This window comes from Sphingomonas parapaucimobilis NBRC 15100 (assembly GCF_000787715.1).
GTDB classification, from domain to species: Bacteria; Pseudomonadota; Alphaproteobacteria; order Sphingomonadales; family Sphingomonadaceae; genus Sphingomonas; species Sphingomonas parapaucimobilis.
In genome coordinates this window covers 1-19,697 of sequence record NZ_BBPI01000068.1, presented here as the reverse complement: position 1 = coordinate 19,697, position 19,697 = coordinate 1, and the positions used below count along the sequence as shown (strand labels likewise).

Below are 19,697 nucleotides of genomic sequence, written 5' to 3'. Positions count from 1 at the left end.
GATTGGGTGACGGTGGTATCACAATCTATTTTTGTGATGGGCGTGATTGGTGAACGGGATGCCATTGTCCGTCAGCACGGTATGAATGGTGTGGAGCATGGCTGAGACCAGGTTGCGCAGGAACTGGGCTGCGATCATCTTGCCAACTTCCTGATGCAGCTCGACGAAGGCGAACTTCCCGGTCCGGTCGATCGTCACGAATAGCTGGAGCCTGCCCTCCGCTGTCTGGACCTCGGCGATATCGATGTGAATACGAATTCGCGGTTTGTTCTTGCACATCATCTAGCTTCGGAGCAATCGTCGGGCAATCACAATGCTGCAATCCAAAGGGGAGCCTCGCTCCACGCGAGCCAACGGCCCGACAATCCAAGATGTTGTAATCGATAGCCTATCATGCAGGAGCAAGCGCCAGCCAACCGCAAGATCATCCATGTCGACATGGACGCCTTCTACGCCTCGGTCGAGCAGCGCGACGATCCCGCCCTGCTCGGACGTCCGGTCGCGGTATGTGGATCGCGCGCAAGGGGTGTCGTGGCGGCGGCGAGCTATGAGGCGCGGACGTTCGGCGTGCGGTCGGCCATGCCTTCGGTGACGGCCTTGCGGAAGTGTCCGGACCTGATCTTCGTGCCGCCCCGGTTCGACGTGTATCGCGAGGTTTCCCAACAGATCCGCGCCATCTTCGCCCGCTATACCGAACTGATCGAGCCGCTGTCGCTCGACGAAGCCTATCTCGACGTCACCGAAGACCGGGCTGCACTTGGCTCGGCCACCGCCATCGCCAATGCCATTCGCGAAGCCATCCGCGCGGAGACGGGGCTGACCGCCTCGGCCGGGGTCAGCTACAACAAGTTCATCGCCAAGCTTGCTTCGGACCAGAACAAGCCCAACGGCATATGCATCATCCCGCCGACCCACGGCGCGACCTTTGTCGCGGGGTTGCCGGTGAAGCGGTTCCACGGAGTCGGCCCGGTCACGGCGGGCAAGATGGAGGCGCTGGGTATCCTGACCGGACGGGATCTGCGCGACCGACCCCTGGATTTCCTGCAGCGCCATTTCGGCAGCCACGCCGATTACCTCTATGGTGCCGCGCGCGGGATCGATCACCGGCCGGTTCGCGCCCATCGCATCGCCAAATCGGTCGGTGCCGAACGTACCTTCGAGTCCGACTTGTCTGATCGCGACGGACTGCGGGCCGCGCTGGAGCGCGTGGTCGACGCCGCCTGGACCCGGATCGAACGGAGCGGCGTTGCGGGTCGCACGGTGACATTGAAATTGCGCCACAGCGACTTCCGGACCATCACACGAGCCCGCTCGGCGCATCACCCGATCCAGGACCGGGCCGAGTTCCTGGCTGTCGGGCTCGATCTGTTGGACCAGCAACTGCCGGTGGCGCTCGGCGTCCGTCTGCTGGGGCTGACATTGTCCGGTCTTTCCCGCGACGATGACGGCGTACAGTCCGGCCCGGCGCAGGCGGAACTGCCGCTATGACCCGCGATCAGGCCGCCAATTCGACCTGACGCTCCCCTTCCCCATCCGCGTCGAGCGTCAGGATCGCCACCGCGCCGGTGCCCCGGCCCGCGCTGCGCAGTTCGAGTGCTCCGCCCATCCCCGCCATGGAATTGGCGCACCAATGCAGTCCGAGCCCGCCGGACTTCTCCGTCCGGGTCGAATAGCCGGTCTGGAACAGGCGCGTCGCCTGGGCGGGCTCGAACCCCTCGCCGTCATCGATGATCCGGACGGATAGCCGTCCTTCGCTGGGCGGCGGAATGTCGACGGTGATCGAACCATGATCGCGCCCCGTCGCAACGATCGCTTCGACCGCGTTGGAAAAGAGGTTGCCGATCACCTGGCTCAGGATCACGCGGTTGGCCACCACATAGGCCGAGTGCGCCGGAAAGGTGAAGCTGATCGATACGGCATGGGCGTAGCGTGCGATCGTCGCGTTGCGCGCCACGATGTCGCTGATGTCGCAACGTTCGCGGGCGGGCCGCTCATGCGCCCGGGCCTGCTGCGCGCCGATGATCTCCAGCGTCTGGCGCATCGCGTCGCGCCCGACTTCCAATTGCCGCCGGACCTCGGTGCGAGCCAGCGCCTCCGCGTCGAAAGCGGTCGACAGGAAGGCGACGAGCTTGGCGCGCCTTTCCGGCTCCGCCTCTCCCTGCGCCAGTTCGGCAAGCGCCCGGTCAACCAGATCGCGACGGGCGCTGTCCTGTTGTCCGACGCCGTGACTGAGGATCGTTGCCAGAGGCGCCAGCGCGTTGCGGACATTGTGCAGGACCGCAACGGCGCTTTCCGAACGGCCAAGCGCGAAGCTCTGGATTTCATTGCGTTCGCGCAAATCCTTCAACTGGCTGAGCATCGCATTGAAGTTGCGCCCGAGCGATCCGAACTCTTCGCATGGGCTCTGCTCGTCCTCGAACGGCAGCAGCGCGCCCGATGCCTGGACCCGCTGCATATGCCGCTCGACCCGATCGAGCGGGACGAGGACGAACCGCCCCAGCGCCCGGCGCAGCATCAGCAGAAGCAACACGAGCAAGAGGATCGATGCCGCCGCCGCCAGGAGGAGAACGCGGCGCCCAAGCAGCACGACCTCGCGGGAAACCTGGAACCGGGCCGAGGCGACCGGCCGCCCTTCGGGTCCATAGACGGGCACGGCGATGTCGATGAACTGCGTACTGCGGCTGGTGGTCGCGTTGCCGGCTACCGCGCCGCTGGAAAGGGTCACTGGCCGCCCGAGCAGGCGGGATATATTCTGCCCGGTCAGACGCCGCGCCACGGCGACCTGGATATCGCCTTGCGGGCTTTCCGCCACGCCCACCGCCAGGATGTTTCCGTCGACGGAGAGATAGAAACGCGTCGAGCCGCCTGGTTTAACCAGATCCTCAAGCTCCAGGCGATCCAGTGCCGCAGCGGCCTGACGCGCCTCTTTCGTCGAAGGACCCCGAACGTTGCCGTCCTCGCCAGCCACGCGCCGGTACAGGATGCCATGGGGTGGCACCGTCGGCCCGATACCGTGCGAGGCAACGGCACTGGCCTGTTCGCGCGCGGCGACCTCGTTTATCGCCGCGAAGTCGGACAACAGCGTCTGCGCCCGGCCGCGATAACCATCCGTCGCCCGCTCTTCCAGCTCGGCAAAGCCCGGCGAGATGACCAGCGTCAGCAGGACGGCCAACGCCAACGCCCCGCCGATCCCGGTCAGGGTCAGAAGCGACACCATGGTCTCACGAAGCGATCGGGGCCGCCGTCGCCGTTCATGCCACCAGCGCATCATGGTTCGCTTCGTCAGCGCCGTGCGCCTGCCATCATCGGCGCCGTTGCTTCGACCTCGCCCTGCAGCGTCATGAATTTCATTTCGGCCAGTTTGCGCGCCTCTGTCGCCGGAACCGGCTTGGAGAAGAGAAAACCCTGGAGATGGCTGGCACCTGCAACACGCAGCGCTTGCGCCTGGGACTCCGTCTCGACACCCTCGGCGATCACGCCCAGCCCCAATGCCCGACCGAGATGGATGATCGAATGCACGATCGCCGCGGACTCGCGCTCGCGCCCCATGCCATCGATGAAGCTGCGGTCGATCTTCAGGCAGTCCAGTGCGAATTTCCGGATATTGTAGAGGCTGGAATAGCCCGTGCCGAAGTCGTCGAGCGCGATACGAAAGCCCAGCGCGCGCAGTTCGCAAAGGGTCTGTGCGGCGTGTTCGGCATCGTCGAAGATGGCCGTCTCGGTGATCTCGATCTGAACCCGCTGGGGCTCGACACCCGCTCGGCGTACGCTCTCCACCACGTGCCCGACGAAATGCGAGCGGCGGAACTGGATCGGGCTGAAATTCACCGAGACATATTGCCCCGGCCAATGCTGAAGCTCAGCCAGTGCATGATCGAGGATCCAGTCACCCAGGTCATGGATCAGGGTGCTTTCCTCGGCCAGCGGGATGAAGATCGCCGGGCTGATCGCACCGCGTTCGGGCGTGCTCCAGCGGACCAATGCCTCGAACCCGACAATGTCCAGGCTGCCCCGACCGACGATCGGCTGATAGGCCAGGCTGAGTTCGTCGCGTGCGATGGCGTGGCTCAAGCCTGCCTCGATCTCGCGGCGGACGCGAATGCCTTCGTCCATGCTGGCATCGAATACCCGAACGGTGCCGCGCCCCGAACGCTTGGCCTCGTTCAGCGCCATGTCGGCCTGGCGAACGAGATCGGTCGGGTCGCGTTCCCCGCCGGGCTGGCGCATCACCAGGCCGCACGACGCGCCGCAACGCACCGCATGACCGAAGACGCTGAAAGTCGAGGCGCAGGCGGTCACGATCCGGTCACAGGCGGCGACGGCCAGATCAATGTCCGCGGCATCGAAGAAGATTCCGAATTCGTCGCCGCCCAGCCGGGCGAGCATCGCGCCCTCGGGCATGTTGGCCTGGATCGTCGCGCAAACCTCGCGGATCAATTCGTCCCCGGCAAGATGACCAAGCGTGTCGTTGACCAGCTTGAACCGGTCGAGATCGAGCATGGCGGTAACGAACGGACCGCCCTGACGCCCGCGCTCGGTCAGGCCGCGCAGGAACGCGACGCGGTTGGGCGCATCCGTCAGGGCGTCGTGCATGGCGATGTGCATCGCCCGGCTTTCATTCGCTTCCAGCTCGGCAGTCTTTTCCTCCAGCGCCGCAACCTGGGCAGCCAATAACGCGCGGGCGGCCGCCAGTTCGCGGTCATTATCCCAGCGACGACAGAGCGCGTGCGCCATCTGCTGGACTTCGATCACCTCGAACGGCTTGGCGATGTAGAAGATCTTGTCGGCTGGCCCCGCCACCTTGCCGATCTCGGCGGGAGAGAAATCGGAATATCCGGTGACGATGACGATATGGATTTCGGGATCGAGCGCCCGGATACGTCGTGCTGTTTCGCGACCGTCGATGCCCGGCGGCATCCGTATGTCGATGAACGCCACCGCGAACGGCGAACCGTCCGCCTTGGCTCGCTCGACCGCGGCCACCGCCTCCAGGCCTTGATGGCAATGATGCCGGTCGAGGACGAGATTGTCGTCGCCCTCTCCGGCTGCCTCACCGAACAGCTCGGCCGCCATCGCGTCCAGCGTTCCGTTCCGTTCCGAGAAGCAAAGCTCATAGCTCTCGTGAACCGCCGGTTCGTCATCGACGATCAGAATACGCATCCGGCTATCATCCGTCTTCATTGCTTCACACAATGACAGATGGTAACCAGAGAGGCTTAAAGTGACGTAAATGGTCAGTTATTCGACCGTAACGCTCTTTGCCAGATTGCGGGGCTGGTCGACATCGGTGCCCTTTGCGACTGCGACATGATAGGCGAGCAGTTGCACCGGCACCGCATAGACGATCGGCGCGATCAGCGGGTGGACCTTGGGCATGGTGATGGTGGCGATGCAGCCGTCCCCCGCCGCTTCGATCCCGTCATAGTCGGAGATCAGGATGACCTTGCCACCGCGCGCCTGAACCTCCTGCATGTTCGAGACGGTCTTTTCGAACAACGGGCCGGACGGCGCGATGACGATGACGGGAACATGCTCGTCGATCAGCGCGATCGGACCATGTTTCATCTCGCCCGCCGCATAACCTTCGGCGTGGATATAGCTGATTTCCTTCAGCTTCAACGCGCCTTCCAGTGCCAGCGGATAGTCGGTGCCACGGCCCAGATAAAGCACGTCGCGCGCGCCGGCGACGGCACCCGCCATGCTCTCGATCGCCTCGTCATAGGCCAGCGCACCGTTGATCGCGGCAGGCGCCTCGGCCAGGTGACGGACGATCTGCCTTTCCTCGTCAGCCGACAGCCGCCCCTTGGCCTTGGCCAGATTGGCAGCGAGCGCGGCCAGCACGCTGAGCTGGCAGGTAAAGGCCTTGGTCGAGGCGACGCCGATCTCCGGCCCGGCATGGGTCGGCAGCAGCAGATCGGCCTCGCGCGCCATCGAGCTGGTCGGCACGTTGACCACCGCTGCGATCGTCTGCCCCTCATTCTTGGCATGGCGAAGCGCGGCAAGCGTGTCGGCGGTTTCCCCGGACTGGCTGATGACGATCATCAATCCGCCCGGCTCCATGACGGGCGCGCGGTAGCGGAATTCGGACGCGACATCGAGGTCGACGGGCACGCGTGCAAACTGCTCGAACCAGTATTTGGCGACCATGCCGGCATAGAAGCTGGTCCCGCAGGCGACGATGGTGACGCGCTTGATACCCGACAGGTCGAAGTCGGGAATGGGCAGTGCGACCTTGCCCTCCAGCCGCTGCAGATACGAGCGCAGCGTCTGGGCGACGACGATCGGCTGCTCGTAGATTTCCTTCTGCATGAAGTGGCGGTGATTGCCCTTGTCGATCAGGGCGCCGGTGACGCCCGACAGGGTAACGGGCCTGTCGACGGGGTTGTTGTCACGGTCATAGACCTGCGCGCCCTCGCGGGTGCAGACGACCCAGTCGCCTTCGTCCAGATAGGCGATGCGCTGGGTCAGCGGCGCCAGCGCCAGCGCGTCGGAGCCGAGATAGGTCTCGTCATCGCCGTAGCCGACGACCAGCGGCGAGCCGAGCCGCGCACCGATCAGCATGTCGGGCTGGTCGCGGAAGAGGATAGCGAGCGCGAAGGCGCCGTGCAGGCGCGGCAGCACCTCTCGGACGGCGGCGACGGGATCGAGTCCCTGTTCGACCTTCTCGCTGACCAGATGGGCGACCACCTCGGTATCGGTTTCGCTGGTAAAGACCCGGCCCCGGCCGATCAGTTCGTCACGCAACGCCTTGAAATTCTCGATGATGCCGTTGTGGACGACCGCGACATGATCGGTGGCGTGGGGGTGCGCGTTGTTGGTCGTCGGACCGCCATGGGTTGCCCAGCGCGTATGCGCGATACCGATGGAGCCGGGCAGCGGATGCGCGGCCAGTTCCCTGGCCAGATTGACCAACTTACCCGAGGCGCGGCGGCGCTCGATCTCGCCATGGTCGATCGTCGCGATGCCCGCGGAGTCATAGCCCCGATATTCCAGGCGACGCAGCGCGTCGAGCAGGCGCTCGGCAACGTCATCTCCGCCCAGGATTCCTACGATACCGCACATAAGCTACTTACTCCCCAGTCTTTTTCGCGGCCTTCTTGGCCGTCATCATGTCTCTGAAACGCTTGGCCCAACCCGCCTTGGTCTGCCGCCCGGCACGGACGAGCGCGAGGGCATCGGCCTCCACGTCGCTCGTCACCACCGAACCCGCGCCGACGATCGCGCCCGCGCCGATCGTGACGGGAGCAACCAGTGCCGAGTTGGAGCCGATAAAAGCGCCCTCGCCGATCACCGTCCGATACTTCAGGAAGCCGTCGTAATTGCAGGTGATGGTGCCCGCGCCGATATTCGCACCCGCGCCCACCTCGGCATCGCCGAGATAGGTCAGGTGATTGGCCTTGGCACCGGGGCCAAGCACGGCCTTCTTCATCTCGACGAAATTGCCGACCCGTGCGCCCTCGCGCACATCCGCACCGGGGCGCAGCCGGGCATAGGGACCGATATCCGCGCCGGTGGCGACCGTCGCGCCCTCCAGATGGCTGAAGGCGTGGATGGTCACGCCGTCGGCCACATGCACCCCTGGGCCGAACACGACATGCGGCTCGACCACCACGTCGCGGCCCAGCCGCGTATCGTGCGAGAACCAGACCGTATCGGGCGCGATCAGGGTCGCGCCCTCGGCCATGGCGCGGGCGCGGCGACGAACCTGCCAGTCCCCCTCGACCACCGCCAGTTCGCCGCGGCTGTTCACACCTGCGACCTCACCCGCGCCGGTCTCGATGACGGCGGAATGGCGACCATCGGCGGCCGCCAGCGTCACGATATCCGGCAGGTAATATTCGCCCGCCGCATTGTCGTTCCCGACCCGATCGAGCAGGCCGAACAGATCCTTCGACCGCACCGCCATCAAACCGGAATTGCAGAGGGTTACGGCGCGCTCTTCAGGATCGGCGTCCTTGAACTCCACCATCCGAGCAATCCGCCCGCCCCGGTCGGCGATCACCCGGCCATAGGCGGCGGGATCGGCCGGACGGAAACCCAGCACCACAGCGGCAGGGGCGTCGGCCTCGCCCAACCGATCGATCATCGCGCGCATGGTCCGCGCCTCGACCAGAGGAACGTCGCCGTAGAGGATCAGCACGTCGCCATCGAAATCGGCCAGCGCCTCGCGCGCCTGGGCGACCGCATGGCCGGTGCCCAGCTGCTCGGCCTGAAGCGCGGTGGCGACGCCCAGCGGGGCGACCGCCGCCTCGACCTGTTCGCGCCCGGCGCCCGTCACCACGACCATGCGTTCGGGCGACAGGGCCTTCACACTGTCGATCAGGTGCAGCAGCATCGGCCGCCCGGCAATGGGGTGGAGGACCTTGTGCAGGTCCGACTTCATGCGGGTGCCCTTGCCCGCGGCGAGGATGATGGCGGCGATCGGTCTCGTCATGACGGTTGCGCCTGCCATGGATTTTCGGTCAAGGCCAGTTGGAGACTGCACCGGGACCGAATATGGACGCCAATTCATCGCATGGTTTTCCCTTCTCCATTGTCGGCTTCGACCTGGACGGTACGCTCTTGGATACCAGCGGCGACCTGACCGCCGCCGTCAACCATGCACTGGGCTCGATCGGACGTGCGCCGCTGACCGTCGAGGCAGTCAAGCCGATGATCGGGGGTGGTGCCCGCGCGATGTTGCAACACGGGCTGGACGCGACCGGCGGGTATGATGCCGAGACGCTGGATCGGCTGCACCGCCTGTTGCTCGACCATTACGAGGCCCATCTGGCGGTGCATACCGTGCCCTTTCCCGGCGCGATCGAGGCGCTGGACGAACTGGCTGCGCGCGGCGTGACGCTCGGCATCATGACCAACAAGCTGGAACGCTTTGCACGATCCATCCTGGGCGAACTGGGTCTGACCGATCGGTTCGCGTCGATCATCGGCGGCGATACGCTGGGCGTCGCAAAACCGTCACCCAAGCCCATCCGGGCGCTGGTCGAGCAGTGCGGCGGCGGGACTGCCGCATTTGTCGGCGATTCGATCTTCGACGTTCAGGCCGCCCGTGCGGCCGGGCTACCGGTGATCGCCTGCTCGTTCGGGTTCCTGAGCCAGCCGGTCGAGGCGTTGGGAGCAGGGGCCATCATCGACAGCTATGGCGAGCTTATCCCGACCCTGACGCGGCTTTCCCCTTCCGCCACTTGATCCACAAATGCCGGATGAGCATCGGCAGCGGCATTCGAATAAGGTGCGAGCGGATATAAAAGACCATCCGTAACGCCTTTTGCCGCTCTCGCCCCCATCCGTCGCGCGCAATCATGCGGCGTCGGTAAAGGCGATCGATCATGGTCAGCCTTTGCCACTTGGGCGGAACGGACGTGCCATAAAGCGCATGGGTCAACCGCAACGCGCGATCGACGGCGGACGACAGGCCATGATGCGCCGCCCGCGCGTCCAGCCCCTGCATGCCCCGCTCCTCGATCAGCGCATGGATATCCCACAGGTTGCGCAGCCCACCGGCCAGTTCGCCGTCGGCAAACAGATGCGTCGCCGCGTGGACGATCATGTCCGTATGGCACAATATCGCCAAACCTCCGTCCAAAGGCTCCGCACCGGCGATCAGTGCCTGCGCATCCGGTTTCGGCCCCGCCGTCGGCGGGAGGATGGTGTGATGCACATCGACCATCCGGCCCCGCTCGCCATGGACCAGCGGGGGAAGCTCATGCATCCATTTGCGATAATAGAGATCGTCATAGGGATCGGACTTCATCCATTCCCACCCGGCATCGATCAGCAGCTTTTCGGCATGGCCCAGCAGCGCCTTGGGCAGCAGGATGTCGCAGTCACCGATGCCGCGCCCCTGCCCCGCTGCCAGCCCGGCGGCGGCGAAGGCGGTGCCTTTCAGCAGGATGACCGGGTGCCCCAGCGGCCGCAGCGCCAGTGCGACGCGATTGGCCTCCCACAGCGCCGTCCGTCGCGCTTCGGCGGCATCGACGCGCGCCTCCGCCAGCGCCCCGTCGACCATATCGGGGAGCGGCATACCGTCCAGCCGATGCGCCAGGGTTCCCGCCAGCGTCTCCGCCCGCGCAACGGCCAGTACCTCGGTCCAATGCGCCAGATCGACCATCGCCGCCTGCGCGGGATCACGCAGCAGCGCGACCAGCATATCGACTGCCGTCACAGAGCCTCCCAAAGGGCTTCGACGGCGGCGACACCCGCTTCGCCATCGGGATAATCGAGCGCCACCGCCGGCACCTGCGCCCGCAACCGGGTCAATGCCCGGAACCCGGTCTCCCCCATGGCGACATAATTGGTCGATGCTTGCGTCAATCGCATGAAGGTTTCGGTCGGTGCCAGGCCGCTCAGGGCAGAAGGAAAACCGAAGCGCGGAAAGATCAGCAGCGCAGGCTGTGCAGGTTCTTCCATGGCCGCAACGGCAGCCGCAGGTGGCGCGACATGGCGCACATCGCCCTTAGGCGTCCCCGTGAGCAAAGGCCCGACGCGATAGCCTTCGGGAATGAGTGCAAGGCTCTCGTTCTTCAGGCTGACCGGTCGGGGAAAGGGATATGCCAACCCGGTATCCGGATCGATCATCGCGAATTCGTCGCCCAGGAAACGCCAGCCCCGCTGCGACAGCATCAACGCCAACGTCGACTTGCCCGCCCCCGACACGCCGCTCATGAGGATCGCCCGATCCCCACGGGCGACCACGGCGGCATGGAGCAGCAGGTGGCGACGATGCCCGAGCGCCACCTGCAGGTTCATGCCCATCTCGGCTGCCAGCAGCCCTTGCGTCAACGGCAATGGCGAAGCGTCAGCCAGCCAGTAATCCCCAGCCACCCGAACGGATGGCCACACCCAGCGCCGCCAGGGCGATACGGCCTCCAGCCGGACGTTGTAGTCGGCGAATCCGGATCGCGGATAGTCGCGATACAGCGCATCCAGCGCTGCGATCGGCGCCTGCCAGTCGGACCCCACCCGGAAGCCGACTGGCCCGACCCGCAAGATGATCTGATGCCTCACATCCGGTCGACCAATCCGGCCGCCTCCAATTCGCCCAGACGGGCGTCCATCACCGCTGTACCGTCTATGTCACCCAGATCGTAACTCCGTGCCAGCCGGGCGAGCAGCGCATTCCTGTCCAAAGGTTCGCGGGCCAGGGCCTCCAATATCTGGGGCGCCGGTTCGTTCAGCAGATGGGTGACGCCGGAGGGACGGTGGAAAACGGCCGTGAAGATATCCAGCGGCTCGACGATCAGCAAAGCCGCTGCCGCCGCGCGGTAGCGCGGATCGGCCACGGGATCAGGTCCTGGGGTTCTGGACGGACAGGAAACAGGTATAGCCACTCTGGCCGCCGCTCAACTTCCTGATATATTTGAGATAGGCGTCATTGGAATAATAAGTGGTGCCGGGCAGCGACATGCCCTTGTACAGCGCATTGCGCACTTCCTCGCCGGTAAAGGGTCGCGACGGTGGCGGGTAAGGCCCGCCGAACAGCGCCCCCAACGGTCCCAGTGGCCCGGGATTGACGACATTGCCGTTCCGGTCGATGTATTTTCCCGCGTCGCCCGGACCGGGCACCGGGATCTGACAGTTCAGCACCGAGGCGGTCGTCTGGGCCAGCGCCGGGCGAACGGCGATGACCGTGCTCGCCCCGACCGCGCCCAGCATCAGCATCCGGCGGCTGGTCACGCTGGAGGCGGCCGCATCGGCCTGCGCTTCGGGCGCGGAGTCGGATGCGGGGCCGGGTTTGGAGGGCGTATCGTCCATGACGAAGCGATCTCCCATATTCGTCGTCTTGTCACAAGAACCTGTGCGACCGCAGTCGCTTCCCAAAATTGGAAGACGGGTCCGGGCAGGTCCGCCACTCAGCGTTGCAGACAGCGCGCGCGTGCGCCGCTACATCGACATGCCATGGGATTCGGCATTCGCACTTTATGGGCCATCGTCGTGGTCGTGGTGGCTGCCGCCGTTGTGTTCCTGACGGCAGGCCCCGCGCCCGCGATCATTGCGCTGGTCGGCGGGATCGCGGCCGCCTTGGTCGCCAGTGAGGGCGTGCCGACCGAAGCCGGGGACGATGTCACCGCCGAGGAGGGTCATGACGGGCTTTCCCCTTTGCTCGAAGAAGCGTTGGATGCGATCATCGAGCCGGTTCTGCTGATCGAGGGCGGACGTGTGATCCTGGCCAATCGCTCGGCGCGCGGACTGCTCGGCACGCATATCGTCGGCGAGGATGCCCGCATCGCCATCCGCCATCCGGCGGCCGCCGATCGGCTGCTGACCAAGGAAGGCGCAACCGATCCCGATCATCCAATCTCGCTTGTCGGGCTCGGGTCACTCGAACAGCGCTGGGAAATGCGCGTCGCCGATACCACGAGCGGCCAGCGCATCGTCCACCTGATCGACCAGACCGCACATGACGCGGCCGAGCGGATGCGCGTCGACTTCGTGGCCAATGCCAGCCACGAGCTGCGTACGCCGCTGGCGTCGATCCTGGGGTTCATCGAAACCCTGGGCGACGAGGCAGGCGAGGATGCGGAAATTCGCGCGCGCTTCCTGAAGGTGATGTTCGACGAGGCGCGGCGGATGCAGCGGCTGGTCGAGGATCTGATCTCGCTCAGCCGGATCGAGGCGGACAAATATCGCCTGCCCGCCCAGCCCGTCGATATGGCCGAACTGGTCGACCAGGTGTGGGAAGAGTTCCTCGACTCCGGTTCGCCAAGGGCCGACGACATTGCCTGCGAACTGGCCGACGACCTCCCGCCGGTTGCGGGTGACCGGGCGCAATTGTCGCAGATGCTGCACAATCTGATCGGCAATGCGATGAAATACGGAAAGGCCGAGACACCGGTGCGGGTCAGGCTGGATCGCGACGGGCCGATGCTGCGCCTGAGCGTCGCCGATCGGGGCGAAGGCATCGCCGCCAGCCATTTGCCGCGCCTGACCGAGCGTTTCTATCGCGTCGACTCGGGGCGCAGCCGCAGCATAGGTGGCACGGGCCTGGGCCTCGCCATCGTGAAGCACATCGTCGAGCGGCATCGCGGAAAGCTGGAAATCGTCAGCGAGGTCGGCGTCGGGACGACCGTGACGGTCCGCCTGCCCGCATTGAAGCCACCGGAAAAGAACGCTTTCGAGACCGCTGTCACAAAAGTACAATAAAAATGTCACACGGAGGTATGGCGAGCGTGGCAGCGCCGGTTCGCACCCGTTCCGGTGTTGCCAAGGATCTCGATGCGCCTGCCCTGCCTTCTCGCCGCGATGTTCGCGCTGGCGGCCTGCCACGATCAGGCCAATGGCGGCGGCGCGGGCGTACGGGACCAGATTACCGCCGTGGGCTCGTCGACCGTCTATCCCTTCACCACGATCATCGCCGAGCGCTTCGTTGCGGCCGATCCCGACGCCAAGGCGCCGGTCATAGAATCGACGGGCACGGGTGCGGGCATGAAGCTGTTCTGCGCCGGGATCGGCGCGGGGCATCCCGATCTGGAAGACGCCTCGCGCCGCATGAAGGCCAGCGAGTATCGCGACTGTGCGGCACATGGCGCGGCCGAGCTGCTGGAAATCCAGATCGGCATCGACGGCATCGCCTTCGCCGAATCCAAGCGCGGACCGCATATGGCGCTGACCTCGGTCGACATCTACCGCGCGCTCGCGGCGCACCCCGGCGGCAAGCCCAACGCCGCGCGCACCTGGGCCGACGTCAATCCCGCGCTGCCCACCATCCCCATCCAGGTCTATGGCCCGCCCGCGACCAGCGGTACGCGCGATGCGCTGGCAGAACTGATCCTGGCCAAAGGATGCGACGCGGTCGAGCCGGGCGCGCCCGCGCTGGCGGCCCGCGATCCCGAAGCGCATCGCCTGTTCTGCACCCGCGTCCGCGAAGACGGCGCCTATATCGATGCGGGCGAGAACGACAATCTGATCGTCCAGAAGCTTCAGGCCAATCCGGATGCGCTCGGCGTCTTCGGCTATTCCTATCTCGAGGAAAATCGCCAGACGGTCGACGGCGTGACGATCAACGGCGTGAAGCCGACCTATGACGCCATCGCCGCCGACCGCTATCCGGGATCGCGCCCACTCTATATCTACGCAAAGAAGGCGCATCTCGATGCCATTCCGGGGCTGCGCGCCTTCCTGCGGCTTTATGCCGATAATTGGGGCAAGGACGGTCCGCTGGTGCGTCGCGGCCTGATCGCTTCGCCCGAAGCGATCCAGGCCCGGTCGCGCGCGATCATTGCCCGCGAAATCACGCTCGATCCCGCGAGCCTGCCGTCATGAACGGCGTCGTCCTTCTCGTCCTGACGGTCGGGCTGGGCATCATCGCCTGGGCCTCGACGCGGATGCATGCGCTCGGTTTCCGGCGGCGGTCGGGAACGCGGGCCAGTTCGCTGCCGCATCATTATGGCTGGTATGTCGCGCTATGGACGGCCGCGCCCCCGCTGATCTTCCTCGCCATCTGGGCCGCCACCTCCCCCGCGCTCGTCACCGACATGGTGCTCCATGCCCCGGCGGCCGCGCAGCTTCCCCCGCCCGGCTTCGAACGGGCAGCGATCCTGTCCGAGGCGCGGGCGCTGGCGGCCGGGCAGGCGCAAGGTGCCTTCCATACGCTGTCACGGACGCTCTCGCCCGCCTATCACGCCGCGCAGGCACGGATCGACTGGATCGCCACAGCAATCGTCCTGTTGCTGGCGCTGGCGGGCGGGGCCTATGCCTATCTGCATGTGCACCCCGAATTTTCGGCACGAACCCGGATCGAGCGCGTCGTACTCGGGCTGCTGCTGGGCGCGTCGCTGATCGCGATCCTGACCACCGCCGGGATCGTCGCCTCCCTGCTGTATGAGGCGGGACGGTTCTTCTCGGTCGTGCCGGTCACCGACTTCCTGTTCGGCACGCATTGGAGCCCCCAGTCGATCGATCCGCGCCATCCCGGCGCATCGCTCGGCGCAGTGCCGCTGTTCTGGGGCACCTTCTTCATCGGCGCGGTCATCGCCATGGCGGTCGCCATCCCGTTCGGCCTGATGAGCGCCATCTATCTGACCCAATATGCCGCCCCGCGCGCGCGCCGGATCATGAAGCCCGTTCTGGAAGTGCTCGCGGGCATTCCGACCGTCGTCTATGGTTATTTCGCCGCGCTGACCGTGGCCCCTGCCGTCCGGCAGTTCGCGGTCTCGATCGGCATCGACTGGGCGTCATCCGAAAGTGCTTTGGCCGCCGGTCTGGTGATGGGGGTGATGATCATCCCCTTTGTCTCGTCCATGGCCGATGACAGCCTAGCCGCCGTACCCAATTCGATGCGCGACGGCAGCCTGGCGATGGGGGCCACCCCGTCCGAGACGATCACCCGCGTCATGCTGCCCGCCGCCCTGCCCGGCGTGGTCGGCGGCGTGCTGTTGGCGGTCAGCCGCGCGATCGGCGAGACGATGATCGTCGTCATGGCGGCGAGCGGCGTCGCCACGCTGACCGCCAATCCCTTTGCCAGCACGACCACCGTCACGCGCCAGATCGTCGACCTGCTGACCGGCGAGGCCGAGTTCGACAGCCCCAAGACGCTGGCCGCCTTCGCGCTGGGCCTGACCCTGTTCCTCATCACGCTGTTGCTTAACATCGTCGCGCTCAACGTGGTGAAGCGGTACCGGGAAAGCTATGAATAAGCCGCCCGCCCCGCCGTCGGCCGCTGGCTGGAACAGCCCCGCCATGGCCCGTCGCCTGCGTCGGCGCTATGCCGCCGAGCGTCGCTTCCGACGGCTGGGCGCGGCGGCGGTCGCACTGTCGGCGGCATTCCTTGCCTTCCTGCTGATCACCATGCTGGCGCAGGGACTTCGCGGCTTTACCGAGACACGCGTGGCCATGCCGGTCAACCTCGCGGCCGCCGAACTGCCGGTCGAGCCCGCGCGGCTGAAGGGGCGCGGGGCCGATCTGGCGCTGGCCGGGGCCGGGCTGGAAAATGCCGTCGATACCGCCGCGACGACCGCCTTCGGCCCGATGGGAACGGACCTTCTGTCGCCCGGCGCCTGGCTCGTCTTGCGCGACGCGATCAAGGCTGACCCGGGCCTGCTCCGTCGCACCGTCCACTTCCAACTACCGGTCGCCAGCCGCTACGACGTCGCCGCCAAGGGTATCGGCACGCCCGAGGCCGAGCGCGTCGTCGCGCGGTTGCAGGCGCGCGGCATTCTATCGACCGGCTGGGACATGGGCTTCCTGCGCGATGCCGACGCCACCGATCCGACGCGGGTCGGCATCTGGGGCGCGGCGAAGGGATCGCTGCTGACCATGCTGGTCACGCTGGCGCTGGCCTTCCCCATCGGGGTGCTGGCCGCCCTCTATCTCGAAGAGATCGCGCCGAAGAACCGCTGGACCGACATGATCGAGGTGTCGATCAACAATCTGGCGGCGGTCCCCTCCATCATCTTCGGCCTTCTCGGGCTCGCGGTGTTCCTCGGCACCTTCGGCCTGCCGCGCTCGGCCCCGCTGGTCGGCGGCCTGACGCTCGCGCTGATGACCATGCCGGTGATCGTCATCGCGGGGCGCAACGCGATCAAGGCGGTGCCGCCCTCGATCCGCGATGCCGCGCTCGCCATCGGTGCGTCGCGGGTGCAGGTGATCTTCCACCATGTCCTGCCGCTCGCCCTGCCGGGCATCCTGACCGGCACGATCATCGGCATGGCCCGCGCGCTGGGTGAGACCGCGCCGCTGTTGATGATCGGGATGCGCGCCTTCATCGCCGCGCCCCCGCGCGGGCTGACCGATCCGGCGACCGTGTTGCCGGTCCAGATCTTCCTGTGGTCGGATCAGGTCGACCGCGGCTTCATCGAGAAGACCTCGGCCGCGATCATCGTCCTTCTCGTCTTCCTGCTCGCGATGAACGGGCTGGCCATCTACCTCCGCAATCGGTTCGAGACACGCTGGTGAGTACCCCCAAGATAACCGCGCGCAACGTCAGCGTGTCTTACGGCGCCAAGCAGGCGATCCACGACATCTCGATCGATGTCGACATGGATCATGTCATCGCCTTTATCGGCCCGTCGGGCTGCGGCAAGTCAACCTTCCTGCGCACGCTCAACCGGATGAACGACACCATCCCGTCGGCGCGCGTCACCGGCGATGTCCGTCTGGACGGGCAGGATATCTATGCGCCCGAGATGGACGTGGTGCAGCTGCGCGCCCGTGTCGGTATGGTGTTCCAGAAACCCAATCCCTTCCCCAAGTCGATCTACGAGAATGTCGCCTATGGCCCGCGCATCCATGGCCTGGCGACGTCGCGAAGCGAAATGGACGCCATCGTCGAGCGCTCGCTGACCCGTGCGGGCCTGTGGAACGAGGTGAAGGACCGTCTGTCGGAAAGCGGCACCGCGCTGTCGGGCGGCCAGCAGCAGCGGCTGTGCATCGCGCGCGCCATCGCGGTCGACCCGGAGGTCATCCTGATGGACGAACCGTGCAGCGCGCTCGATCCGATCGCGACCGCGCGGATCGAGGAGCTGATCCACGACCTGCGCGGCCGCTACGCCATCGCGATCGTCACCCACAACATGCAGCAGGCCGCCCGCGTCTCGCAGCGTACCGCCTTTTTCCACCTCGGCACCTTGGTCGAGTACGGCAAGACGTCCGACATCTTCACCAACCCGAAGGAAGAGCGGACGAAGGACTATATTACCGGCCGTTACGGCTGAGGACGAGGATCATGGACCACACCGTAAAAGCCTTCGACAACGATATCGGCCGCCTGCGCGGGCTGATCAGCCAGATGGGCGGATTGGCCGAGGAGGCGATCGCCAACGCCATCAAGGCGCTGCAACGCTCCGACCTGGAACTGGCGCGCAAGGTTCGCGAGGACGACAAGGCGATCGACCTGATCGAGGCGGAGGTCGAGCGGCTGGCGGTACGTACCATCGCCCTGCGCGCGCCGATGGCCAACGACCTGCGCGAGGTTGTGGCGGCGCTGAAGATCGCCAGCGTCGTCGAGCGCATCGGCGACTATGCCAAGAACATCGCCAAGCGCGTGCCGATGATCGAGAGCGAGGACCGGATCGAGCCCGTCTCGATCCTGCCCGCCATGGCCAAGATCGCCTCGGCGATGGTGCATGACGTGCTCGACGCCTTTGCCGCACGCGATGCCGAGGCGGCAATCCGGGTCCGCGACAGCGATAACGCGCTCGACGATTTCTACGATTCCATCTTCCGCACGCTCGTCACCCATATGGTCGAGAATCCCAAGACGATCGGACAGGTCGCGCACCTGCTGTTCATCGCCAAGAATCTCGAACGGATCGGTGACCATGCGACGAACGTCGCGGAAATGGTCTATTTCGCCGCCACCGGCACCCAGATGGGTGAGCGGGACCGCGGCGGCACATGGCCTTCTTGAGGGAACAGGCACGATGGCACGGGTAAAGATGTTGCTGGTCGAGGACGACGCCGCGCTCGCGGAACTGCTCGTCTTCCATTTCAAGCGCGAGGATTTCGACGTCACCCATACGGTCGACGGCGAGGAGGCATTGCTGCTGGCGCGGGAGAGCACGCCCGACATCGTCCTGCTCGACTGGATGGTCGAGGGGATTTCGGGCATCGAGGTCTGCCGCCGCCTGCGCCGCTCGGCCGAGACGGCGAACGTGCCGATCATCATGCTGACCGCGCGCGGCGAGGAAGAGGACCGGGTGCGCGGGCTGGAGACGGGCGCGGACGATTATGTCACCAAGCCCTTCTCCCCGCGCGAACTGGTCGCGCGTGTCGGCGCGGTGCTGCGCCGTGTCCGCCCGGCGCTGGCGGGCGAGGCGCTGACCTATGCCGATATCGAGATGGATACGGTCGGCCACAAGGTCCGCCGTGCCGGCGAAGTCGTCTCGCTCGGCCCGACCGAATTCCGCCTGCTCAAGCATTTCCTGGAGCATCCGGGCTGGGTCTTCTCGCGCGAGCGGCTGCTCGACGCGGTATGGGGTCATGACTCGGATATCGAGAGCCGGACGGTCGACGTGCATATCCGCCGCCTGCGCAAGGCGATCAATATCGGCGACCGGCCCGACATCATCCGGACCGTTCGCTCGGCGGGCTATTCGCTCGACGCGGGGGGGTGAGCCAACATCCTGAAAAGCCTGTCAGGATCGGGTCGCAAGCGAAACGAGGGAGCCAAGTGCGGCATGGGACGTTCTGCCCCACGCGCTAACGCACTTGCGCTTCTGAACAGGAGATTCGCATGAAGCTCGTTTTTCTGGCCGCCACCGCTCTGATGGCGGCGCCCGCTCTCGCCCAGCAGACCCAGACCGACACCACCGCCCAGGCGGGGATGCAGGCCGGTGCCTCGACCGATACGACCACGACGCAGACCCAGACCGACACGTCGGGATCGATGCAGGCCAATGCCGCCGCGACCGCCGGCACGATGACCGCCGGTGGCTATCAGCCCGCCCAGCCGCCGATGGCCGCCCCGCCCGCCCCGGGCGCGCCGGTCGTGTTCCAGCAGGCACCAAGCCCGTCCCAGGCCTATCCAGCCCCGGCGCCGCTCAAGAGCTATCCGATCTGCAAAAAGGGTCAGTATGACCAGTGCCGTCAGCGTGGCGGCAAGTAACAGGCGCATCACCCGGCTGTGAAAAAGGCGTCGGTTCCTAATGGGGACTGACGCCATTTCTTTTAGACTGCGAGACATTGCGTCGAACCAACGCAAGCCCCTCCCCTTCAGGGGAGGGGTTGGGGTGGGGTCTCGCCATGGGCCATACGCTTGT

The 19,697-nt window shown here is 65.9% G+C and carries 18 protein-coding genes and 1 pseudogene; 10 read left to right on the top strand and 9 right to left on the bottom strand.

Going from position 1 to position 19,697, the window contains the following annotated elements; genetic code table 11:
* Positions 1-30: 30 nt before the first annotated feature.
* Positions 31-249, bottom strand: a pseudogene (locus SP5_RS11660) (IS481 family transposase); the annotation flags it as partial.
* Positions 250-393: 144 nt separating this feature from the next.
* Between SP5_RS11660 and dinB the strand changes: the two are divergent.
* A complete protein-coding gene (dinB, locus tag SP5_RS11655) occupies positions 394-1,488 on the top strand; it encodes a DNA polymerase IV (protein WP_042488745.1) in 1,095 nt (364 codons plus the stop codon).
* 7 nt (positions 1,489-1,495) lie between these two features.
* Here the strand turns inward: dinB and SP5_RS11650 are convergent, their stop codons facing one another.
* The 4 genes from SP5_RS11650 to glmU all read right to left on the bottom strand — a co-directional run bounded on the left by SP5_RS11650 (position 1,496) and on the right by glmU (position 8,434).
* The gene (locus SP5_RS11650) at positions 1,496-3,217 is read right to left on the bottom strand and encodes a sensor histidine kinase (protein WP_052811517.1); all 1,722 of its coding nucleotides are present in this window, start codon (positions 3,215-3,217) and stop codon (positions 1,496-1,498) included.
* 65 nt (positions 3,218-3,282) lie between these two features.
* Entirely contained in the window at positions 3,283-5,160 is a 1,878-nt protein-coding gene (locus SP5_RS11645; protein ID WP_042488985.1) for a putative bifunctional diguanylate cyclase/phosphodiesterase, read from the bottom strand.
* Between the two features lie 78 nt (positions 5,161-5,238).
* Positions 5,239-7,062, bottom strand: coding sequence for a glutamine--fructose-6-phosphate transaminase (isomerizing) (gene glmS, locus SP5_RS11640; protein WP_042488739.1), 1,824 nt, complete (start codon positions 7,060-7,062; stop codon positions 5,239-5,241).
* 7 nt (positions 7,063-7,069) lie between these two features.
* The gene (gene glmU, locus SP5_RS11635; RefSeq protein WP_042488734.1) at positions 7,070-8,434 is read right to left on the bottom strand and encodes a bifunctional UDP-N-acetylglucosamine diphosphorylase/glucosamine-1-phosphate N-acetyltransferase GlmU; all 1,365 of its coding nucleotides are present in this window, start codon (positions 8,432-8,434) and stop codon (positions 7,070-7,072) included.
* 62 nt (positions 8,435-8,496) lie between these two features.
* On the opposite strand from glmU, the gene SP5_RS11630 reads away from it, so the two are divergent.
* Entirely contained in the window at positions 8,497-9,189 is a 693-nt protein-coding gene (locus SP5_RS11630; protein ID WP_042488732.1) for an HAD-IA family hydrolase, read from the top strand.
* Here the strand turns inward: SP5_RS11630 and SP5_RS11625 are convergent.
* From SP5_RS11625 to SP5_RS11610, 4 genes are read right to left on the bottom strand one after another with little or no spacing between them, the layout of a single operon-like run.
* The gene (locus tag SP5_RS11625) at positions 9,149-10,150 is read right to left on the bottom strand and encodes a nucleotidyltransferase family protein (protein ID WP_052811516.1); all 1,002 of its coding nucleotides are present in this window, start codon (positions 10,148-10,150) and stop codon (positions 9,149-9,151) included. The genes SP5_RS11630 and SP5_RS11625 overlap by 41 nt on opposite strands.
* Before the next feature lie 11 nt (positions 10,151-10,161).
* Positions 10,162-11,007 (bottom strand): HprK-related kinase A, encoded by an 846-nt coding sequence (locus tag SP5_RS11620; protein WP_042488730.1) that lies wholly within the window; start codon positions 11,005-11,007, stop codon positions 10,162-10,164.
* The gene (locus tag SP5_RS11615) at positions 11,004-11,282 is read right to left on the bottom strand and encodes an HPr-rel-A system PqqD family peptide chaperone (RefSeq protein WP_042488727.1); all 279 of its coding nucleotides are present in this window, start codon (positions 11,280-11,282) and stop codon (positions 11,004-11,006) included. The genes SP5_RS11620 and SP5_RS11615 overlap by 4 nt, the downstream gene beginning before the upstream one ends.
* 4 nt (positions 11,283-11,286) lie before the next feature.
* Positions 11,287-11,754, bottom strand: coding sequence for a hypothetical protein (locus SP5_RS11610; RefSeq protein ID WP_042488724.1), 468 nt, complete (start codon positions 11,752-11,754; stop codon positions 11,287-11,289).
* A 144-nt stretch (positions 11,755-11,898) separates the two neighbouring features.
* On the opposite strand from SP5_RS11610, the gene SP5_RS11605 reads away from it, so the two are divergent.
* The 8 genes from SP5_RS11605 (at position 11,899) to SP5_RS11570 (ending at position 19,543) form a co-directional block, all read left to right on the top strand.
* Positions 11,899-13,143 carry a sensor histidine kinase gene (locus tag SP5_RS11605; RefSeq protein ID WP_052811515.1) on the top strand — a complete coding sequence of 415 codons (1,245 nt, stop codon included), beginning with the start codon at positions 11,899-11,901 and terminating at the stop codon, positions 13,141-13,143.
* Between the two features lie 72 nt (positions 13,144-13,215).
* Positions 13,216-14,262: a substrate-binding domain-containing protein gene (locus SP5_RS11600; RefSeq protein ID WP_042488721.1), complete on the top strand. Its 1,047-nt coding sequence runs from the start codon at positions 13,216-13,218 to the stop codon at positions 14,260-14,262.
* Positions 14,259-15,635 (top strand): phosphate ABC transporter permease subunit PstC, encoded by a 1,377-nt coding sequence (gene pstC, locus SP5_RS11595; protein WP_042488719.1) that lies wholly within the window; start codon positions 14,259-14,261, stop codon positions 15,633-15,635. Before SP5_RS11600 ends, pstC begins: the two co-directional genes overlap by 4 nt.
* Positions 15,628-16,893, top strand: coding sequence for a phosphate ABC transporter permease PstA (gene pstA, locus SP5_RS19655; protein WP_042488716.1), 1,266 nt, complete (start codon positions 15,628-15,630; stop codon positions 16,891-16,893). Before pstC ends, pstA begins: the two co-directional genes overlap by 8 nt.
* Positions 16,887-17,651, top strand: a complete 765-nt coding sequence (gene pstB, locus SP5_RS11585; protein ID WP_042488975.1) for a phosphate ABC transporter ATP-binding protein PstB — start codon at positions 16,887-16,889, stop codon at positions 17,649-17,651. The genes pstA and pstB overlap by 7 nt, the downstream gene beginning before the upstream one ends.
* 8 nt (positions 17,652-17,659) lie before the next feature.
* Positions 17,660-18,346: a phosphate signaling complex protein PhoU gene (gene phoU / locus SP5_RS11580; protein WP_042488972.1), complete on the top strand. Its 687-nt coding sequence runs from the start codon at positions 17,660-17,662 to the stop codon at positions 18,344-18,346.
* A 13-nt stretch (positions 18,347-18,359) separates the two neighbouring features.
* On the top strand, positions 18,360-19,052 hold the full coding sequence (phoB, locus tag SP5_RS11575) for a phosphate regulon transcriptional regulator PhoB (RefSeq protein ID WP_042488715.1): 693 nt from the start codon (positions 18,360-18,362) through the stop codon (positions 19,050-19,052).
* Positions 19,053-19,171: 119 nt separating this feature from the next.
* Positions 19,172-19,543 (top strand): hypothetical protein, encoded by a 372-nt coding sequence (locus SP5_RS11570; RefSeq protein ID WP_042488712.1) that lies wholly within the window; start codon positions 19,172-19,174, stop codon positions 19,541-19,543.
* Positions 19,544-19,697 lie beyond the last annotated feature (154 nt).

Coding starts and splice junctions, on each gene's coding strand:
- SP5_RS11610 (WP_042488724.1), bottom strand. CDS start 11,754: ATGGACGATACGCCCTCCAAACCCGGCCCCGCATCCGACTCCGCGCCC.
- glmS (WP_042488739.1), bottom strand. CDS start 7,062: ATGTGCGGTATCGTAGGAATCCTGGGCGGAGATGACGTTGCCGAGCGC.
- SP5_RS11650 (WP_052811517.1), bottom strand. CDS start 3,217: ATGGTGTCGCTTCTGACCCTGACCGGGATCGGCGGGGCGTTGGCGTTG.
- phoB (WP_042488715.1), top strand. CDS start 18,360: ATGGCACGGGTAAAGATGTTGCTGGTCGAGGACGACGCCGCGCTCGCG.
- pstA (WP_042488716.1), top strand. CDS start 15,628: ATGAATAAGCCGCCCGCCCCGCCGTCGGCCGCTGGCTGGAACAGCCCC.
- SP5_RS11605 (WP_052811515.1), top strand. CDS start 11,899: ATGGGATTCGGCATTCGCACTTTATGGGCCATCGTCGTGGTCGTGGTG.
- SP5_RS11600 (WP_042488721.1), top strand. CDS start 13,216: ATGCGCCTGCCCTGCCTTCTCGCCGCGATGTTCGCGCTGGCGGCCTGC.
- pstC (WP_042488719.1), top strand. CDS start 14,259: ATGAACGGCGTCGTCCTTCTCGTCCTGACGGTCGGGCTGGGCATCATC.
- SP5_RS11630 (WP_042488732.1), top strand. CDS start 8,497: ATGGACGCCAATTCATCGCATGGTTTTCCCTTCTCCATTGTCGGCTTC.
- dinB (WP_042488745.1), top strand. CDS start 394: ATGCAGGAGCAAGCGCCAGCCAACCGCAAGATCATCCATGTCGACATG.
- SP5_RS11570 (WP_042488712.1), top strand. CDS start 19,172: ATGAAGCTCGTTTTTCTGGCCGCCACCGCTCTGATGGCGGCGCCCGCT.
- SP5_RS11625 (WP_052811516.1), bottom strand. CDS start 10,150: ATGCTGGTCGCGCTGCTGCGTGATCCCGCGCAGGCGGCGATGGTCGAT.
- glmU (WP_042488734.1), bottom strand. CDS start 8,434: ATGACGAGACCGATCGCCGCCATCATCCTCGCCGCGGGCAAGGGCACC.
- SP5_RS11645 (WP_042488985.1), bottom strand. CDS start 5,160: ATGCGTATTCTGATCGTCGATGACGAACCGGCGGTTCACGAGAGCTAT.